The 16,268-nt window shown below is 48.2% G+C and carries 12 protein-coding genes; 3 read left to right on the top strand and 9 right to left on the bottom strand.

All coding sequences use genetic code 11. The annotated features are described in order from the left end of the window. Window positions 1–705 precede the first annotated feature (705 nt). The 7 genes from NXS99_RS06715 to NXS99_RS06685 all read right to left on the bottom strand — a co-directional run bounded on the left by NXS99_RS06715 (window position 706) and on the right by NXS99_RS06685 (window position 8,949). Entirely contained in the window at window positions 706–3,723 is a 3,018-nt protein-coding gene (locus NXS99_RS06715) for a type I restriction endonuclease subunit R (RefSeq protein ID WP_259287892.1), read from the bottom strand. Further along, the gene (locus NXS99_RS06710; protein ID WP_259287891.1) at window positions 3,720–4,961 is read right to left on the bottom strand and encodes a restriction endonuclease subunit S; all 1,242 of its coding nucleotides are present in this window, start codon (window positions 4,959–4,961) and stop codon (window positions 3,720–3,722) included. Before NXS99_RS06710 ends, NXS99_RS06715 begins: the two co-directional genes overlap by 4 nt. Continuing rightward, a complete protein-coding gene (locus NXS99_RS06705) occupies window positions 4,962–7,007 on the bottom strand; it encodes an N-6 DNA methylase (RefSeq protein WP_259287890.1) in 2,046 nt (681 codons plus the stop codon). Continuing rightward, window positions 6,997–7,248, bottom strand: coding sequence for a type II toxin-antitoxin system Phd/YefM family antitoxin (locus NXS99_RS06700; protein WP_259287889.1), 252 nt, complete (start codon window positions 7,246–7,248; stop codon window positions 6,997–6,999). The genes NXS99_RS06705 and NXS99_RS06700 overlap by 11 nt, the downstream gene beginning before the upstream one ends. Window positions 7,249–7,644: 396 nt before the next feature. After that, window positions 7,645–7,971, bottom strand: coding sequence for a hypothetical protein (locus NXS99_RS06695; protein WP_259287888.1), 327 nt, complete (start codon window positions 7,969–7,971; stop codon window positions 7,645–7,647). An 11-nt stretch (window positions 7,972–7,982) separates the two neighbouring features. Then, window positions 7,983–8,519: a hypothetical protein gene (locus NXS99_RS06690; RefSeq protein ID WP_259287887.1), complete on the bottom strand. Its 537-nt coding sequence runs from the start codon at window positions 8,517–8,519 to the stop codon at window positions 7,983–7,985. Between the two features lie 124 nt (window positions 8,520–8,643). Continuing rightward, window positions 8,644–8,949 (bottom strand): hypothetical protein, encoded by a 306-nt coding sequence (locus NXS99_RS06685; RefSeq protein ID WP_259287886.1) that lies wholly within the window; start codon window positions 8,947–8,949, stop codon window positions 8,644–8,646. Between the two features lie 599 nt (window positions 8,950–9,548). On the opposite strand from NXS99_RS06685, the gene NXS99_RS06680 reads away from it, so the two are divergent. Then, window positions 9,549–10,451 carry a GIY-YIG nuclease family protein gene (locus NXS99_RS06680; RefSeq protein WP_259287885.1) on the top strand — a complete coding sequence of 301 codons (903 nt, stop codon included), beginning with the start codon at window positions 9,549–9,551 and terminating at the stop codon, window positions 10,449–10,451. Between the two features lie 1,587 nt (window positions 10,452–12,038). Here the strand turns inward: NXS99_RS06680 and NXS99_RS06675 are convergent. Further along, window positions 12,039–12,983, bottom strand: a complete 945-nt coding sequence (locus NXS99_RS06675) for an Abi family protein (protein WP_259287884.1) — start codon at window positions 12,981–12,983, stop codon at window positions 12,039–12,041. A gap of 568 nt (window positions 12,984–13,551) precedes the next feature. Here NXS99_RS06675 and NXS99_RS06670 point away from each other — a divergent pair. Then, the gene (locus tag NXS99_RS06670) at window positions 13,552–13,923 is read left to right on the top strand and encodes a PH domain-containing protein (RefSeq protein WP_259287883.1); all 372 of its coding nucleotides are present in this window, start codon (window positions 13,552–13,554) and stop codon (window positions 13,921–13,923) included. Between the two features lie 375 nt (window positions 13,924–14,298). Next, the gene (locus tag NXS99_RS06665; protein WP_259287882.1) at window positions 14,299–14,523 is read left to right on the top strand and encodes a hypothetical protein; all 225 of its coding nucleotides are present in this window, start codon (window positions 14,299–14,301) and stop codon (window positions 14,521–14,523) included. 243 nt (window positions 14,524–14,766) lie between these two features. On the opposite strand, the gene NXS99_RS06660 is transcribed toward NXS99_RS06665, so the two are convergent. Further along, window positions 14,767–16,056, bottom strand: a complete 1,290-nt coding sequence (locus tag NXS99_RS06660; protein WP_259287881.1) for an adenylosuccinate synthase — start codon at window positions 16,054–16,056, stop codon at window positions 14,767–14,769. Between the last annotated feature and the right edge of the window lie 212 nt (window positions 16,057–16,268).

The following is a 16,268-nucleotide window of genomic DNA, read 5'->3' as shown; positions in this document are numbered from 1 at the left end:
TTACAAGTCGAGCAAGGATTGCGGTAGGATCATAAGTGGTGAAGGTATTTTCATTCTTTTGGTTCACACTCTAAGCATGAATTACCTTCGCCGTTTTGTATAATTCCCCGCTGAAACGCGAAGAGCCGTAAAACTGCTTCGCATATGAGATATGGCCAAGAAGTTGTTTTTTACGATTCCTTGAACTGAAGCAACTTCGTGATAAACCAATAACCCCGGCGGTATATCGATATTTCGCGACATTGACCACTCCGGGGTTTTCTGTGTTCAGGATACCGGTTTCAGGTAGACAAACACTTACGTGTATTGCGGACTCAGCTTCATCGCTGCACAACCAATAGCAGCAAGTCCAGTTTGTGCAGTGAAACTACGCTCAAGACATTGTGAATCTGATTAAATGAGACACGCTTAGATCAAAATGGGAAAATACGCGATCCTACTGCTCGAAGATAACTCTATGAAAACACTACTGATCTCGAGGTTAAACCGCAGGTTGTTGCACCCGAATTGATTAACGTGAAGTGATTACGACAATCGCAGCTTCTTCAGTGTATTCCTAGAATCCAACGCATTCGATGCTTCAGAACCGAGTACGCCCACATACCCACCTATCATTACCTACAACGTTTTGCACCATTTGCTATTAAGAAACAACCTCCTAACAGTGCTAGGAGGTTGTTTGAGCATGACCGATAGTGCGAGAATTTACGCGTCAGTATCCTCGTCACGTCGGTTGAGTCGCTCATGAATGAGTGGCAGTAAGATCGCATCCACATCTCCTCTGAATTCAAGGTCAGAGAGGTACTTCATGGCGAATTCTTGGTTTTGTGTCATCCGTGCGAGCATCACGTCAGGCATTTTCTCATCGTAGATGATCTTGAACAAGTCCAGTGGGTTGTGGGAACGTAGCTGGATTTCATCATCTTGTGCCAGGTCATCGGCGACTTGTTCGAGGACTTTGTCCATGTTAGTGAACTCGGTACCCCACCGTTCGTTCAAACTGTCGAGGATCTTCGAGAGCCGTTCACGCTCGTCTTCGGTAGGCATAGCAAGCTTCGGAGAATTTCCAAGTTCGCCAACCTCGTCAACCAATTTGATCGATCCTTCATAGACAGACTGCAGGCGGTAGTACTGCAAAGTTACCTCGTCGTCCAAGTGTGGCGCTGGGTCTCCGTCGATGTGTAGCTTGCGAGTCAAGAGTTTGGCATAAGCAGCGAACTTGTGCAGCTTCTCGTCATCAAAACGGATGATATGAGTAAGGAACTCGTAGTTTCGGTTGAACTTATTGAACGCCGAGCGTACCTCAAGCTTGTCTCCTTGATCCAACGCGTCAAACCGTGCCACTGCTGGGTCGAGGAAAGAGTTAAGCCTGCCGAAATCCAGATTGGTTTGCTTCGTTTGTGCGCTAAAAAACACTTTCGCGAATCCTTCGATTTCCCCTTCACTCCATAGTTGGAACGAGGCCAGGAAATGGTAGAGGTCATAGACGAGGTTCGGATCAGTTTCCTCACTGATCGTGGTCGACACATAGTAATCCTGAAACGCAGCCTGGATCTCTTCAGCAGTATTCACGAAATCCAACACGAACGTATCCGACTTGCCAGGGCACATCCGATTAATCCGTGACAATGTTTGCACTGCCTTCACACCATGAAGCTTCTTATCCACATACATGGTGTGCAAAAGTGGCTGATCGAACCCGGTTTGATATTTTTCAGCCACCAACAGGATTTGGTACTCACTAGTGCCGAAACGATCTGGCAACTCCACCTCAGGGAACCCGTTGAGACCTGCCTCGCTGTATTCGCTTCCTTGGTCTTCCACGTTGCCAGAGAAGGCCACTAAGACACCAAGATCGGTGTAATTCTTGGTGCGAATGTAGTCTTGGAATGCGAAAAAGTAGCGCACAGCATGCAGTCGAGACCCAGTAACAAGCATTGCCTTGGCATTGCCGCCGATTTTATGCATCACATTAGTGCGGAAATGCTCGATAATGATCTCGGCTTTCTGACGCAGATTATGCGGGTGCAACGCCAAGTATTTGCCGAGCGCTTTGTTTGCTTGCTTTTTCGTATACTCTGGATCGTCAGCCGTTGTCTTACCTACCTTGTAATAGGTCTTATAGGTAGTGTAATTCTCCAGTACATCAAGGATAAAGCCTTCTTCGATCGCCTGCTTCATCGAATAAACATGGAATGGGCGCGGAGTGTCGCCAGCAACCGGGGTACCAAAAATCTCCAAAGTCTTTTGCTTCGGAGTGGCCGTGAAGGCAAAGAACGACAGGTTCGCTTGGCGTCCATGTGCTGCCATATCCGTTGCGATCTGCTCGTCTAGCTCGAGTTCTTCAGCCTCCACCTGTGCTTCTGCACGAGCATAAAGGTCTAATAGCTCAGCTTCAGACTCGCTGCCAGCTTTCCCCGTGTCAGCCAGTACCTGCTTCAATCGTTCCGATGCTTGCCCTGTCTGGGAGGAATGCGCCTCATCAACAATGATCGCAAACCGTTTACCCTCGGTCGCCACTTGGGAAACATCAACGAAAGGGAATTTCTGCAAGGTTGTGATAATGATGCGTGAGCCGCGCCCGAGTGCCTCGGTGAGCTGTCGGGCATTCTTATCTACCTTCACTACAACACCTGCAGTGTGATCCATTGCAAACACCGTATCTTGCAACTGCTGATCAAGCACACGACGATCGGTAATTACGATGATCGAATCAAAAACCACCCGCTGTTCATCATCATGCAGATTCGACAAGTGGTGAGCCAGCCATGCGATCGTATTCGATTTACCCGACCCAGCTGAATGCTGCACCAAATAATTTTGCCCAGCGCCATGATCCTTCGCATCTGCAACAAGCTTGCGTACCGCATCCAACTGATGGAAGCGTGGGAAGATCACCTTGTCTTTCGTCCGAACACGCCGACCACTCCCGTCTTTACCCGGCACTAACTGCACGAAACGGTGCAAAATGTCGAGCAGTGAATCCTTCACCAGAACTTGCTCCCACAAATACGACGTCTTAAACTTGCCCTCCACCAGAGGGTTCCCAGCGCCGTTATTCACGCCACGATTAAACGGCAAGAACACAGTATCCAGCCCGGCAGGCTTCGTTGTCATCCACGCCTCATCGGTATCAACCGCAAAATGCACCACCGCACGCTTCCCCAGAGCGAAAAGCTTTGCTGACGGGGAACGGTCCATCTGGTACTGGCGGATTGCATCACGATACGTCTGGCCCGTGAGCTGGTTCTTCAGCTCCAATGTGACCACGGGAATACCATTCACCAGCAGCACCGTGTCAACAGAGTTCTCATTCTTCGTCGAATACCGCACTTGCCGCACGATGCTCATCTGGTTTTGCCAGTACTTCTCTGCCAGAACCTCATTCAAGTCCGTGCCCGGAGCGAAATAAACCAGCTTGAAGCGGGCACCAACATCCTCAACACCGCGCCGTAACACCTCAATCACGCCACGTTGATCCAACTGGTCAGCCACACGCTTTACAAAACGTTCCTCAGCACGACCGTGGTAAGCACGTTCGAGTTTGGCCCACTGATCAGGCTGAGTTGTCTTCACAAACTGGATCAAATCAGCCGGATACAAACACAGCTCACGATTAAACCCCTTTGGGTCGCGCGACTCAAAGCGGTCAAACTCTCCGCCCTGGGTAGTCAACCAGTACTCGATCTCGGATTCAAATCGACGTTCTGACGTATCCATCATGACTCCTTACTTACACGGACTTTGCCCGTCACCACATCATTAATAATTTGCTTGCGATACCGCCTCAACAACTCAACCTGGCGGTCAATATCAGCCATCAATCCATCGATCTCGGCTGTTTTCGAATCGAGAAAATCTGCTACTTCCGTTTGTATTGCTATAGGCGGGGAAGGTAATCGCATCAACGTAAATGTCCCATATGTGATGTTTTGACCATCACGCAGTTGATTTGTCAACGATGAAAGCTTTGAAATATACGGCGCCGATTTGAGAAGCCATCGGAAGTATCGTTGAGTCTCTGAATCTCTCGGAGTGATAACCGTATAGGCGGCACTGACTTTCCCAACAAAGGAAGACAGCTCTAATCCGCCTTGGAATGAACGCAAATGAATAATGAAATCACCTGGCTCAACGTGACGCATAGAACCTGCTGAAGATAGTTTGAGCATTGGTTTTGACCCGCTGATCTCAATGTATTGTTCTTGAGGAATCACACCAAATTTCTGCGACGGTGTTAAATGAACATCATCTGGTTGTTCGCTCTCTGAACGCTTTGAGAACAAAGCTTTCGCCGGAGCGACTCTCCAATTTTCGGGCACGAGTCCAATCCAATCTTCACCGCTGTCTTTCATTGGAGCATCAGGATTGAGCCCCTTGGTGACAGTGTGTGCAATCAACTCACGCCTATAACGCTCCAACAACTCCCGTTGACGCACCAATCCCTTGATCGCATCATCAATCTCAGAAGTCTTCGAATCAAGAAAGGAAGCAATAATTCGTTGCGTAACAATATCCGGGAAGGTGAGCCGAAACCCCTTGAGCATAGGTAGACGGATAGAGTCAACCGTGGATTTCGCTGATCCAGCGTCTACCTGTGTAGGGAAAAAAGATGAAAGATAGTAATATCCAAAATCTCGGTCGATGCCATCATGAAACTCAATGCAATACACTCTTTGATGACAACCGAACTTGCCATCAACCCTATGAAAAATGCGACCTGCGCCTGCACCATCGCCTGACATTAAGACGGCGTGTGTGTTGAATGTATAGCAATCTGACCGACGAATAATTGGTGATCGAACATATAAAGGATACTTTCCATTAGGCACGGCATCGACCGTGTCCATATTGCCTGTTGCAATATTGGTAAACCGCGCGAGAGAAGCAACGGTCCAGTTGCTCGGCACATTACCAACCCATGGCACGCCACTGCTTTTGTATTGCTCGTAGGTTTCCATTTAGCTCAACTGCTCGTTGAAGAGTTTGGCGATGACTGCTTGAATCTCAGCTCCGAGGGTTTGGATTTCAAGGAGGGTTTGGGTGGGATCACCGAATTCTTCGTATTGATAGAAATAACGGGTGAACGGAATCTCGTAGCCGACCTTCGTTTTTGTTGAGTCGACGTAGGCATCAGCTGCATAAGGGATCACTTCACGTTGAATGTAGGCATCGATATCCTCAGAAAGTGGGATTTGTTCGGTGTCACGCAATGCGGGGTCGGGTTCAACATTGCCTTTAGAGTCATAGCAAATGTCCGCACTTGGATCATTTTCGCCGAGCGCTGCAAAAATTGCTTTGAGCACTGGTGCGCGTACCGTCAAACCATGATCTTTGAATACGGCCTTGAGGAGTTTAGTGAACTCATCCCGGTTCTTCCACACAACTTCACTGTCAAGACTTTCCAGCACGCTGATAATCGCAAATTGGGTCTGCTTACCTGCTTCGATTTCTTCGCTGAGTGCAGGTTCACTGCGCTTCTTCGAGCTAGCGAGATTCTTGAATGCAGTTTCTTCCCATAAGCGCTCGATGCGTTCCGTGCGGGCCTGGAAGTTCAACCGCAGTGGACGCTCCACCGTAACTTCATGGAAGCCAAACTCGGTCGCGTCGAAAATCTTCGAATGCTCCCCCTCAGTGAAACTGCCATAAATCTGTGCTACATCAGCAATGTTTGCCTCAGTAAGGTACTTGCGTTTTTCACCCAGCGGTTTGCGCAACTTGTCATAGAAACTGGTGGCATCAATAAGCTGCACCTTATTCTTACGTCGAGCTTCCTTGCGATTAGAAAGCACCCAAACATAAGTCAAGATTCCAGTGTTATAGAACATCTGGTCAGGGAGCGCAATGATCGCTTCCAGCCAGTCATGTTCAAGGATCCACTGACGAATATTTGATTCACCTGAGCCTGCAGCGCCAGTAAATAGCGGTGAGCCGTTGAAAACAACCGCTATACGCGTGCCTGGAGACTGCTGAATGTCGTTCGGGTTGTAGGGCTTCATTTTCGAAATCATGTGTTGCAAGAACAAAAATGAACCATCAGAAATCCTTGGCAGTCCTGCACCAAAGCGCCCTTTCCAACCCCGCTTCTCAGATTCTTCTTTGATAGGGTCAGCGTACTTCTTCCATTCGACTCCAAACGGTGGATTGCACAGCATATAGTTGAACATCTGCCCGGCAGTCTTATCGTCTGTCAGAGAGTTGCCGAAGTAGATCCGGTCTGCATCCTCACCCTTGATGAGGGTGTCTGATTTCGCTACCGCATAGGTTTGCGGGTTCAGCTCTTGGCCATAGACTTCAATACGAGCACGGTCGTTGAGGTTGTGGGCTTGCTCGATAGCAGCGGACAACATGCCGCCAGTGCCTGCCCCTGGATCGTATAAAGAGGCCATGAATCCTGGCTTACAAATCTCATCCATATCCGGCTCGAACAAGATGTTCACCATAAGGTTGATAACCTCGCGAGGTGTAAAGTGTTCACCAGCAGTTTCGTTCGAAAGTTCGTTAAAACGACGGATGAGTTCTTCGAAGATGGTACCCATGTCGGCGTTTGAGACTGCCTTCGGAGACAGATCAACATCCGGGTCAGTGAACGCATTAAGGACCTGAAATAAGAGCCCAGATCGGTCAAGCCTTTCGATCACATTAAAGAAGTCATAAGACTCCATCACGTCACGCGCGTTCGATGAAAACGCCTGCACATAGGCAGTCAGATTGCCCTCTAGATTATCTGGATCATTCTTAAGCGTGTCGAGCGTGAACTTCGACGTATTCCAAAACGAGTACCCCGTAGCCCTCGCATACTGAAGACACTTTATTTCATCTGCCCCCCCCCCGTCACGAATCTCGGCCACTTTGTCCTTAGTGTCTACAAGAACCGAGTCGAGACGGGTGAGTACAGTGAACGGCAAAATCACGTCTCCATACTCGTGCTCCTTATAGTCTCCACGCAGCAGGTTCGCAATCTTCCAAATAAAGCTGACATAGTTCGTTGTTTTCTCAGTGCTCATTCGAGTCAACTCCATCTTCCATCAATCGCTCGTAACGTTCATGCACCATGACCACTACTCGAAACTTTCCATAACACAACGCGTAGACCACATCGTCACCATCAGCTATTGCTTTGAGTAGCTTCGATGCCTGACCACGTCCAAGGTCACCGATGTCGATGTACTGCATCAACATCTTCACCACGTGTTGCTGCCAGTACCTCATTTTCTCATAGCGGCACGGAACATCAGGTTCCAACATACGCGAGATTATCTGTGTAATTTTGCATGTATTTCTTCGTCTGATGCTTGCTCACACACCTGCCAGTGACTTTTCAGTCGCAAACGCCTGCCAAACTTAGCGAGCACAACAGTGACTGGCATGAGATCGTCAGCTATCCCAATGAACACCCACACATTAAGAGCGACAAATAATATCGATTACAACACCTTTACTTAATTCCAGATGAAGATCCAGCCCTCGGCCAGCTCACTAAATAAAACGCATAACCTCAGATCAGCCGATGCTCCAATGATGCCTACTCTTTTGCTGGCCTAAATTTTCTTCATTCGCTTTCAACCAGGCGATTCATAGAAAGGTTTACGCGAAGTAAACCGAAATCACCACAACAGGATCATTCGCACCTTATTCTCCATGCTATGGCATTAATTCTGCGATCTTAAGACGTATAAGCTCTTTGAGTACTTCATCAGAAAGCGCCCAAGATTTTTGCGTTGACTCAGTGAACTCATTGCTGATGAGTAAGCGTAGAGTCTCAAAAGAAGTTGATTCTAAATCCTTCCATTTGGTAAAGAGAATACGCTCAAGAGCACGAGCCTCTTCTGGTTCTACTCTATTTCGCAGCAAACAAATAGTATAAGAAGAAAGCTTTAGATGATCACTCAATTCTGTTATGGCATTAATAATCCATGACACTTCGACGCGTAACTCACTGACAATCTCTTCTTTAAGAAGTCCACTCATTTAGCTGCCTCCTAGACGGGAGCGATCCACTCGATTACTTTAGTTATCCAATAAGCAAGATCTCTACCTATAACTGGCGATAGTTGGTCTTGCACCGTTTGCCAAACAAGATCCTCATACCGAAGTAATGTATGCAAAGTTGGACTAATATCATAGATAACTTTTTCGACCCGTCGAGCTGGATCTTTACCTACCCATTTTTCGACGCCCTTTACAATGTCACGCTCATGATGCAAAGCCCATTGAAGCGCCTTTTTAATAGCAGCTGTTCCAACACTACGATCCTGTCCGTAGGATTGAGCTTTCTTGCCCCATTCGCTATTTTCGAAGGCTGAAATAAGTTCTGCGTATTCTTGCTCAGTTAATGTATTTGACTCCATTCCCGCCTGAGCAACAATGCTAGTCCTGGAATGAGAGCCAGAATAGGCATAGACTTCCGCAGCTCCAGCAATTGACTGTTCCACAGTAATCGCTTGCGCAACACTTGGGAATGACAGAATGAGAGCCAGTCCCGCGATACCAGACAATATTTTTCGGCAGATTTTCATGGTCTCTCCATGTGTGTCTCACTATCACAGCCCTTGGCGATAACCCTGTTTCGAGGCACTGCTGCATGCCTTAGAGGAATCACGTTATGTAACGCCTACATTATACAACTGACTGTAAATGTCATCACTCCGTGACAAGTGAACTGCTTCCTATTAGCCACGTCATAGATTCCCCACATCCCCAGAACGATGCTCGAAGCTTCAGAACGAGATGATCTTCCTGCCACTGCTGAAGGCATTCATCTCCACCTTCAAGCACTTCATCTGGAAGCTCATCATAATAAGTCAACAATTCATACAACGCTGAGGCTTCACGACGGTCTTCAATATGGTTGTGAACAATTAAAATCAAAGAAAGAATTTCTTTCGAAATTTCACTAACAAATGCCACTTGAGACAAAACTAGAGCCAACGTTAAAGAAGTAAACACACCCGTAGCTGCCTAAAATGGAGGCCTTCTTAACTTCTTTAAACCGCTCAGCTTCGAGAAACAGCATTCCAGGCAACATACGTTTTACAAACCTCACTGCACTGCAGACGAACCCAAAAGTACGAAATCCACACCTTTCAAGCGGATCAACAGTTCCAGTCCTTGGTATAGTTATCGATGAAGTCCCGGTGGAGCGCTATCTGTGAAACAGATATTCTCGCCGGGGCATTGACTTTTCTTCATTAATGAAGCGAAAGTGTCAGCGTGCACAGTTATTCCACATAGGTAAACACATGGTTGTCTACACCTCGGTGGAACTCATATCTTACAGTGGCAAATGACGATGCCATATTGGCACTTGACCCGTATGAATGGAATATACGTGTTATTCAGGCCATCATGGACGATATTTCGTACATCAAGGTTAACGTTCGTAATAGTTACGATCACGCACTCACGTTCACGCTGTCGCACCTAAAACTGCTCAATTACCGAAGCAGAGCCACCTTGTAGATGAATGTGTGAAAGGTGTTTTCGTTCAGCCCTGCTACTAAGATATTCCGTGGATACGAATTTTCTGGTTGTCGAGGAGGTTAATAATGGCTGCTGCGAAAACAGTGACATTGTTCTTAATGGATGGTTCACCTTCTGGCCGGATTAAGTGTTCGTTGACGAACTGGATTGGGCGAGTCTATCTGATTCCGCGCACGGATTTAGCCAAAAGCAAAGATCGCCCTGAGTTGAATCAGACCGGTGTTTATATTCTGCTCGGCACAGATGATGTAACCGGTGAAGAAAAAGCTTATGTTGGACAAGCCAGAGAACGTAAAAATGGTAAAGGTGTGCTGGCACGCACGATTGAACATGTGGGCGAAGAAAAACTGGATTATTTTACCCACGCAATTATGATGATCACCTCAGATGATTCTTTCGGCCCAACCGAGATTTCCTATCTAGAAAATGCGTTCTACCAGCAGGCAAGCGAGGCAGGGCGCGTCCGTACCACAAATAGCAACGACCCATCACCAGGCAAAGTTACCGAAGAAAAGGAAGCAGAACTCAACGAATTCATCAAGTACGCCAAAATCGCGATTCGCTCTCTTGGCTACCGCCTATTCGACCCTATCGATGAAACTAAAACAGCAGCAAAGCTCACAACAAAAGACAGCACACAGGTCGAACCACTGCTGTATCTGGACGGCAGGGGTGCTTCAGGTCAAGGACGCCAGACAGCCGATGGTTTCGTAGTTTTCAGCGGGGCAAAGATACGCAAAGAGATGCTCAATTCTGCACCAGATTCAGCCAAAGCAAACCGCGTGAAATATGCCGAACGCATTAGTGCCGACTTTGAACTTTTGAAGGACACCTTGTTTAGTTCGCCTTCAGCAGCGGCAGCTTTTCTCACTGGAGCGTCATCCAATGGCAAAAAATACTGGAAAAACGAACAAGGCATCACGCTTCGTGATCTTGAACAAAATGAACTTAAAGATGTGATTGGGTGATCCTCTCACCGCGTGTTGGAGCAGGCTGCCAGTACCGGAAGTATCCAAAGAATCGGTAATCATTGGCTCTCGCAAGGCACTCGATTGCACCTGTGGCGGCATCGATACGCATGCTTCGCTGGCTGAGCAATTCCACTTGTTGGCTGTATCTCAACTAATCTTTCGGCGTCAGACATTCGAGTTAAGGGACAATCTGGCAGGTATTCTCGCCGTGGCATTGTCTTTTCTTCATCGATAAAGCGAAAGATGTCGGTGCGCAAAGTTATTCCACATGAGTAAACACGCCGTTGCCTGCGCGTCGGCACAACTCATAGCTCACAACGGCAAATAACAATGCCATACGAGTACTTGAACTGCATGAATGGAATCTACGCTTAGCTCAGGCCATCACACATGATATTTCGCACATTGCAGGTTCGTGTCCGTAATATTTACGATCACACACTCACGACCTGTTAGCGCGGAGAAAACCACTGGTTGTTCGATAGTAACTCGCCAATTGTTATCCCGCTGATTCGTTCGAAGCGAGGAATCCAAATTGACCTCAACAAAAGAAACCAAGAAAGCATCGCCGAAGCAACTCATCACACCCGTTGCAAAAATCCCACGCCAGGGCAAGTGATAGTAGAACTGCCCTTTGGGTTTTGGCGGCACCTCACCGATGCTGCACATGAAAAGACACTATGGGTCCCTTACCTTAACCATGCGTTTCCTAAAGGAACTGACCGCAAACGAATCGCACATAAACTGGCACTGATAAATGTTGTACGCAACCGAGCTGCTCATCACGAGCCTCTATTTACGTCCACCCGGCGCGTACAACTCGTCGAGGTCAGTGAAGCTATCATTGATCTGGCTCCTATGCTTCTTCCAGAACTAGCTGATTACATTCGACACACCAGCACTCTACAAGAAACACTCAACAACCGGCCTGGCTAATCTTTGAAACATTCGTAGAATTCGCATCCACTTGCATTAACCGGATTGCTCAACGTGAAATGCTCGCAACAATCACAGCTTCTTCAACGTCTGTCGAGAGTCCAACCATGTGCGGATGAACAACCCTACCAAGCGTCCACGATCAGCTTCACCTGTCATGACCTAACTGTTTTGTATCACTTGATGTTTCTTGCCCAACATTTTCTGCAGAGAATCTCAACATTCGAGAATTACTTTGAATCCCCTATTGGCAATGTCCAAAGTGTAATATTAACGTCGAAGTTCTTCTTCGCCTGCACGATGCTGCCATCAAGCTTCCGGCAATACGCATGTCTGAATCGACGATTGTCTAAGTCTAAATGAATAACTGTCCAAAGCATCTACTCGAATACGCGCGAAATTAACATATGCTGCCGCCTAGGAGTATTTACGTCGCTAGTATCAGAGATGACTGCTTGCTCTCGGTAATGTGTAAAAGAATCTTTCAACACTCAATAAACCTTTTGACATCGGTTCATGCGCTCAAACCGCAACCAGAGTCGTTGTAACCAACGCGGCCACTTTGAATAAGATCTGCAAGCTGATGTTCACCATGCTCGACTAGACGGTGAGGCTGCCGCTAGCGGCAGCCATGTACGCGTGCGACTTCTACGTGAAGAACTGGTTACCAAGTATAGTAATGGAAACCTGTCCATATTCCGCCGGTTTGGTAATCCCTTGTGCAAGCAACGGATGTTTATTCAAGAACGGCTCGATGGTATCTGCCAGCCAGGCTTTCGAAATCCCTGCAGCGGTAGCGACTTCGTCGAGCATAACTAAGGTACTGTAAATCGAGTCATTCGAGTATTCGCGGTACTCGCCCTCGATATTCTGTGGTGAACTGGGAGCTTCGAACACCCTACGATTCCACAGTTGATCGCGATGGGCTATTTGGTTACGCAAATTCGCGAATGCCTCAACTCGTCCAGGCAGGCATTTGCGCTCCATACCCAATGACTTTTCAATATGCGCAAGTACGCCGGAGCTTTCGGAAGCCCTGATGAAACGAGACAAACTCCCAAATGTGAACACTTCAATGGCAACCCAAACCGGCATGCGATTATAAGCTTCAGGCTTGTATTTCTTACCTTTCTTAATCTCGTCGCGGTAATGAGCAACGAATTCTTCGTCGCTGCGGTTCAGCCCCCCAAGGATAAACTGTGGGATAGGTTTATTATATCTTTGAGGGTCTTCGTCAAACCCGTCACCATATGCAAACTTCCCTCGTTTTTTACCTTCTTCAACACATTTTCCATAGGCATAAGCGAATCGAGTACGGAGAAGAATTTCGACAGAACGCAACATTTTATCGCAAATGCTCAAAAATTCTTGCTCAACCTCATAGAGTGCACGAATAGTCTCGAATGTGGTGCCTTCCAAGAAACCATCGTCACCACCTTTCGGGTTCTTCTGCCAGTGCCGGAAATACCCAGAAAAACGATAATAATTAATCTGCGAAAGAAAATCTCTTGCACTTTCAGTATTATCGATGCGCATACCACGGTCTTTCAGCAGTTTTATTTGATCGTCGTAGCTCTGCCATTTTTTCGCCATTTGAAATTCCTCCGATAAATATGAAAAGAACTCAGATAGTTGCACATTATCCGTACAATAAAAGAGTCTCAACCAAGGATCTATTTGCCATATACCACTCTTATACCACTGCGCTAGCGATGCATAGCTAAAATCTTTTCGCACTAGCCAATTTTGGGGTATTTAGGCAACGTGAATAAAACCCCAACGCAGGCCACACTCACAGCTATTTTGAAATTCGCATCAAACCTAGCCCTCAACTCACGCAGTCATTGGCTGACCCGTATCCTCCAAGAATTCACCATCCCCGCCAACAGTCACTCTTGCACCGTTTCCCAAAAGAGCCGATAAGGTACTTCCGACATTTCAGCTTTTGAGCACTCAAAAACCACACAGCACCGACCGAACCACCATCGCCACACAGCACCACACACCCACCACCCCGGACACCCCCTTCATCGCCTCGCCTCGACCTTTCTCTCTCCCCACAAACACACACCTGCGAAATGCTTGAATTTCACCAAATCATCCTCTTACTATATGAAATCATTGTCATTCGCATTGCTAGTTTCACACGAGGAGAACAACAGTGGAAACCGCTTTTATCACTGAGTGGACATTCGTACAACAAATTCCAATCCCTGACGACGTCGCCGAGCTACTCATCAACGGTGAAGAACCGATCGCCGCATTCAAAACCTTTCGCGATTCCGCCATCTTCACCTCGAAGCGTTTAATCGTCCGCGATGCGCAAGGGATCACCGGCAAGAAGGTAGAGATCTACTCCCTCCCGTACAGCTCGATTAACATGTGGTCGACAGAAAACGCCGGAAAAATCTTTGATCTCTCAGCTGAAGTGGAATTATGGACCCGCGCAGGCCATATTAAGATCAAGATCGGAAGCGCCATCGACATCCGTCAATTCGACTCACTGATCGCCAACGCCATTTTGAATCAATAGATCCCTCCCTCACCACACCCCAAATCACGGACTCCATGCCCGCTGAAATCTGGGTGTAAACCACGCCTGACCTCAAGGCAGCGTCGATACGCTAAACGTGCCATCGCCGATCCTGTATCTGCGATGGCGCTTTGCATACCAGCTATTCGACTCAAGCCACACCGGCACTCACCGCATGAACCGCCCTGCTCAACCACGTAGCGGGCGGTGTACATGAGCGCCCTCCGCATAGCTTTACGACGCATAACTCGTGGAATGCAACCTACCGGTTTACTAAATCCTCGCAGCAAACTTGGCCGTTATTGACAATCTCCATCAATTTCATTACTGTACACTGCCAGCCAGAATACGAAATTTTCCTTAATAGGAGCACGCATGCGTGAATTCTTTCAATCGCACCGCATCCTAGCAGTCGCGCTGAGCATTCTTGCTGGATGCTGGACATATTGCTTGATTATTGCTCCTGTGCTGTCAGATCAACCATATTGGGAAACCGCTTCAGAAAAAGCGGCTGGCATCGGTATGCAATACACCATTGCGGTTCTCATAACTGGAGTTATTTGGCTGATCTTCGCTGAATACCTTGGGCGCAAACAGTAGCAATCAGCACTGAGGTTGCGGTTTGTGCGAGACTTTGCTCGAAACGTCGGCAAGCAGGAACGGCCAGGCGAGCACGGCGAGGCGCACGCAACCAGCCAAGCAGGAACGGCCAGGCGCGCACGGCTCACGCAACCCCACCCCGCAAATCCAAAAAGCTGCACCCACCAACAACGTGGATGCAGCTTTTTTCAAAGATACTACAAGAATCTCCTAGCAACGCTTCAGAGCGCCGCCGGAAAAATCTTAGTTGTCCATCACATCGTGCAAAACGATGGTCTGGTCGCGACCAGGGCCAACACCGATGTAGGAAATGCGGCAATCCGAAAGTTCTTCGAGACGACGCACATAGTTCTGAGCCTTTTCTGGAAGCTCATCAAAGGTCTTGCAGCCGGTGATGTCCTCATCCCACGCCGGCATGGTTTCATAAATTGGCACTGCGTGGTGGAACTCAGATTGGGTCAGCGGCATTTCGTCGTGACGCACACCATCAACATCGTAAGCCACGCAAATTGGGATTTCGCCAATACCAGTAAGCACGTCGAGCTTAGTCAAGAACAAATCGGTGAAACCATTCACGCGAGAGGCATAGCGCGCGATCACGGAATCGTACCAACCGCAGCGACGCTTACGGCCAGTGTTCACACCAACCTCGCCACCGGTGGTCTGGAGGTACTCGCCCCATTTATCAAAGAGCTCCGTTGGGAATGGGCCGGCACCAACGCGGGTGGTATAAGCCTTCATAATGCCCAGTGAGCTGGTGATACGAGTTGGGCCAATACCTGCGCCAACGCATGCGCCGCCAGCGGTTGGGTTCGAGGAGGTCACGAATGGGTAGGTGCCGTGGTCAACGTCAAGCATGGTTGCCTGGCCGCCTTCCATCAACACGTGCTTGCCTTCGCGCAGCGCCTGGTTGAGCACGAGTTCTGCGTCAATCACCATTGGGCGCAGGCGATCTGCATACTGCAAGAAGTACTGCACCATTTCTTCCGCCACAATTGCTTTGCGGTTGTACATCTTCACCAGAATCTGGTTCTTCACCGCAAGTGCAGATTCGATCTTTTGGCGCAGAATCGACTCGTCGAAAATGTCCTGCACGCGCAGGCCCACGCGAGAAACTTTATCCGCATAGGTTGGGCCGATGCCGCGACCAGTGGTACCGATTGCGCGCTTGCCTAAGAAACGCTCTTGTACGCGGTCGAGCACCTGGTGATATGGCGCTACGAGGTGGGCGTTTGCAGAAATCCGCAGACGAGAAGCATCGGCACCGCGCGCTTCGAGGCCATCAATTTCTTCAAACAGGGCTTCGAGGTTAATCACCACGCCATTGCCCAAAATTGGGGTGGCGTTTTCAGAGAGCACACCTGCTGGAAGAAGTTTGAGCTCGTATTTTTCGCCGCCCACAACCACGGTGTGACCAGCGTTATTACCACCATTTGGTTTCACTACATAGTCAACCAAACCGCCGAGGATATCTGTAGCTTTACCTTTACCCTCATCGCCCCACTGGGCGCCGACGATTACGATCGCTGCCATTTTTGCACGTCCTTAAAGACTTATTCGTATAGCTTTACTGCGGTCAGCACAAGACTGACACAAGACGTTTCTTTATTGTACAGGGTTACACACACTTTTCCCCTAATTCGCCTCTCCGAACGGCATCGCCAAACATCGCCTGCCAGTATCGCGCCAACCTTGTATGATTAAGCACAAGTACGCATGCTGTGCACCAAAACCGCAGTTTTGTC

This window comes from Corynebacterium sp. HS2168-gen11 (assembly GCF_024834075.1).
Classification (GTDB): domain Bacteria; phylum Actinomycetota; class Actinomycetes; order Mycobacteriales; family Mycobacteriaceae; genus Corynebacterium.
The sequence above is the reverse complement of the archived record's forward strand: the minus strand, read 5'-3'. Positions and strand labels throughout refer to the sequence as shown.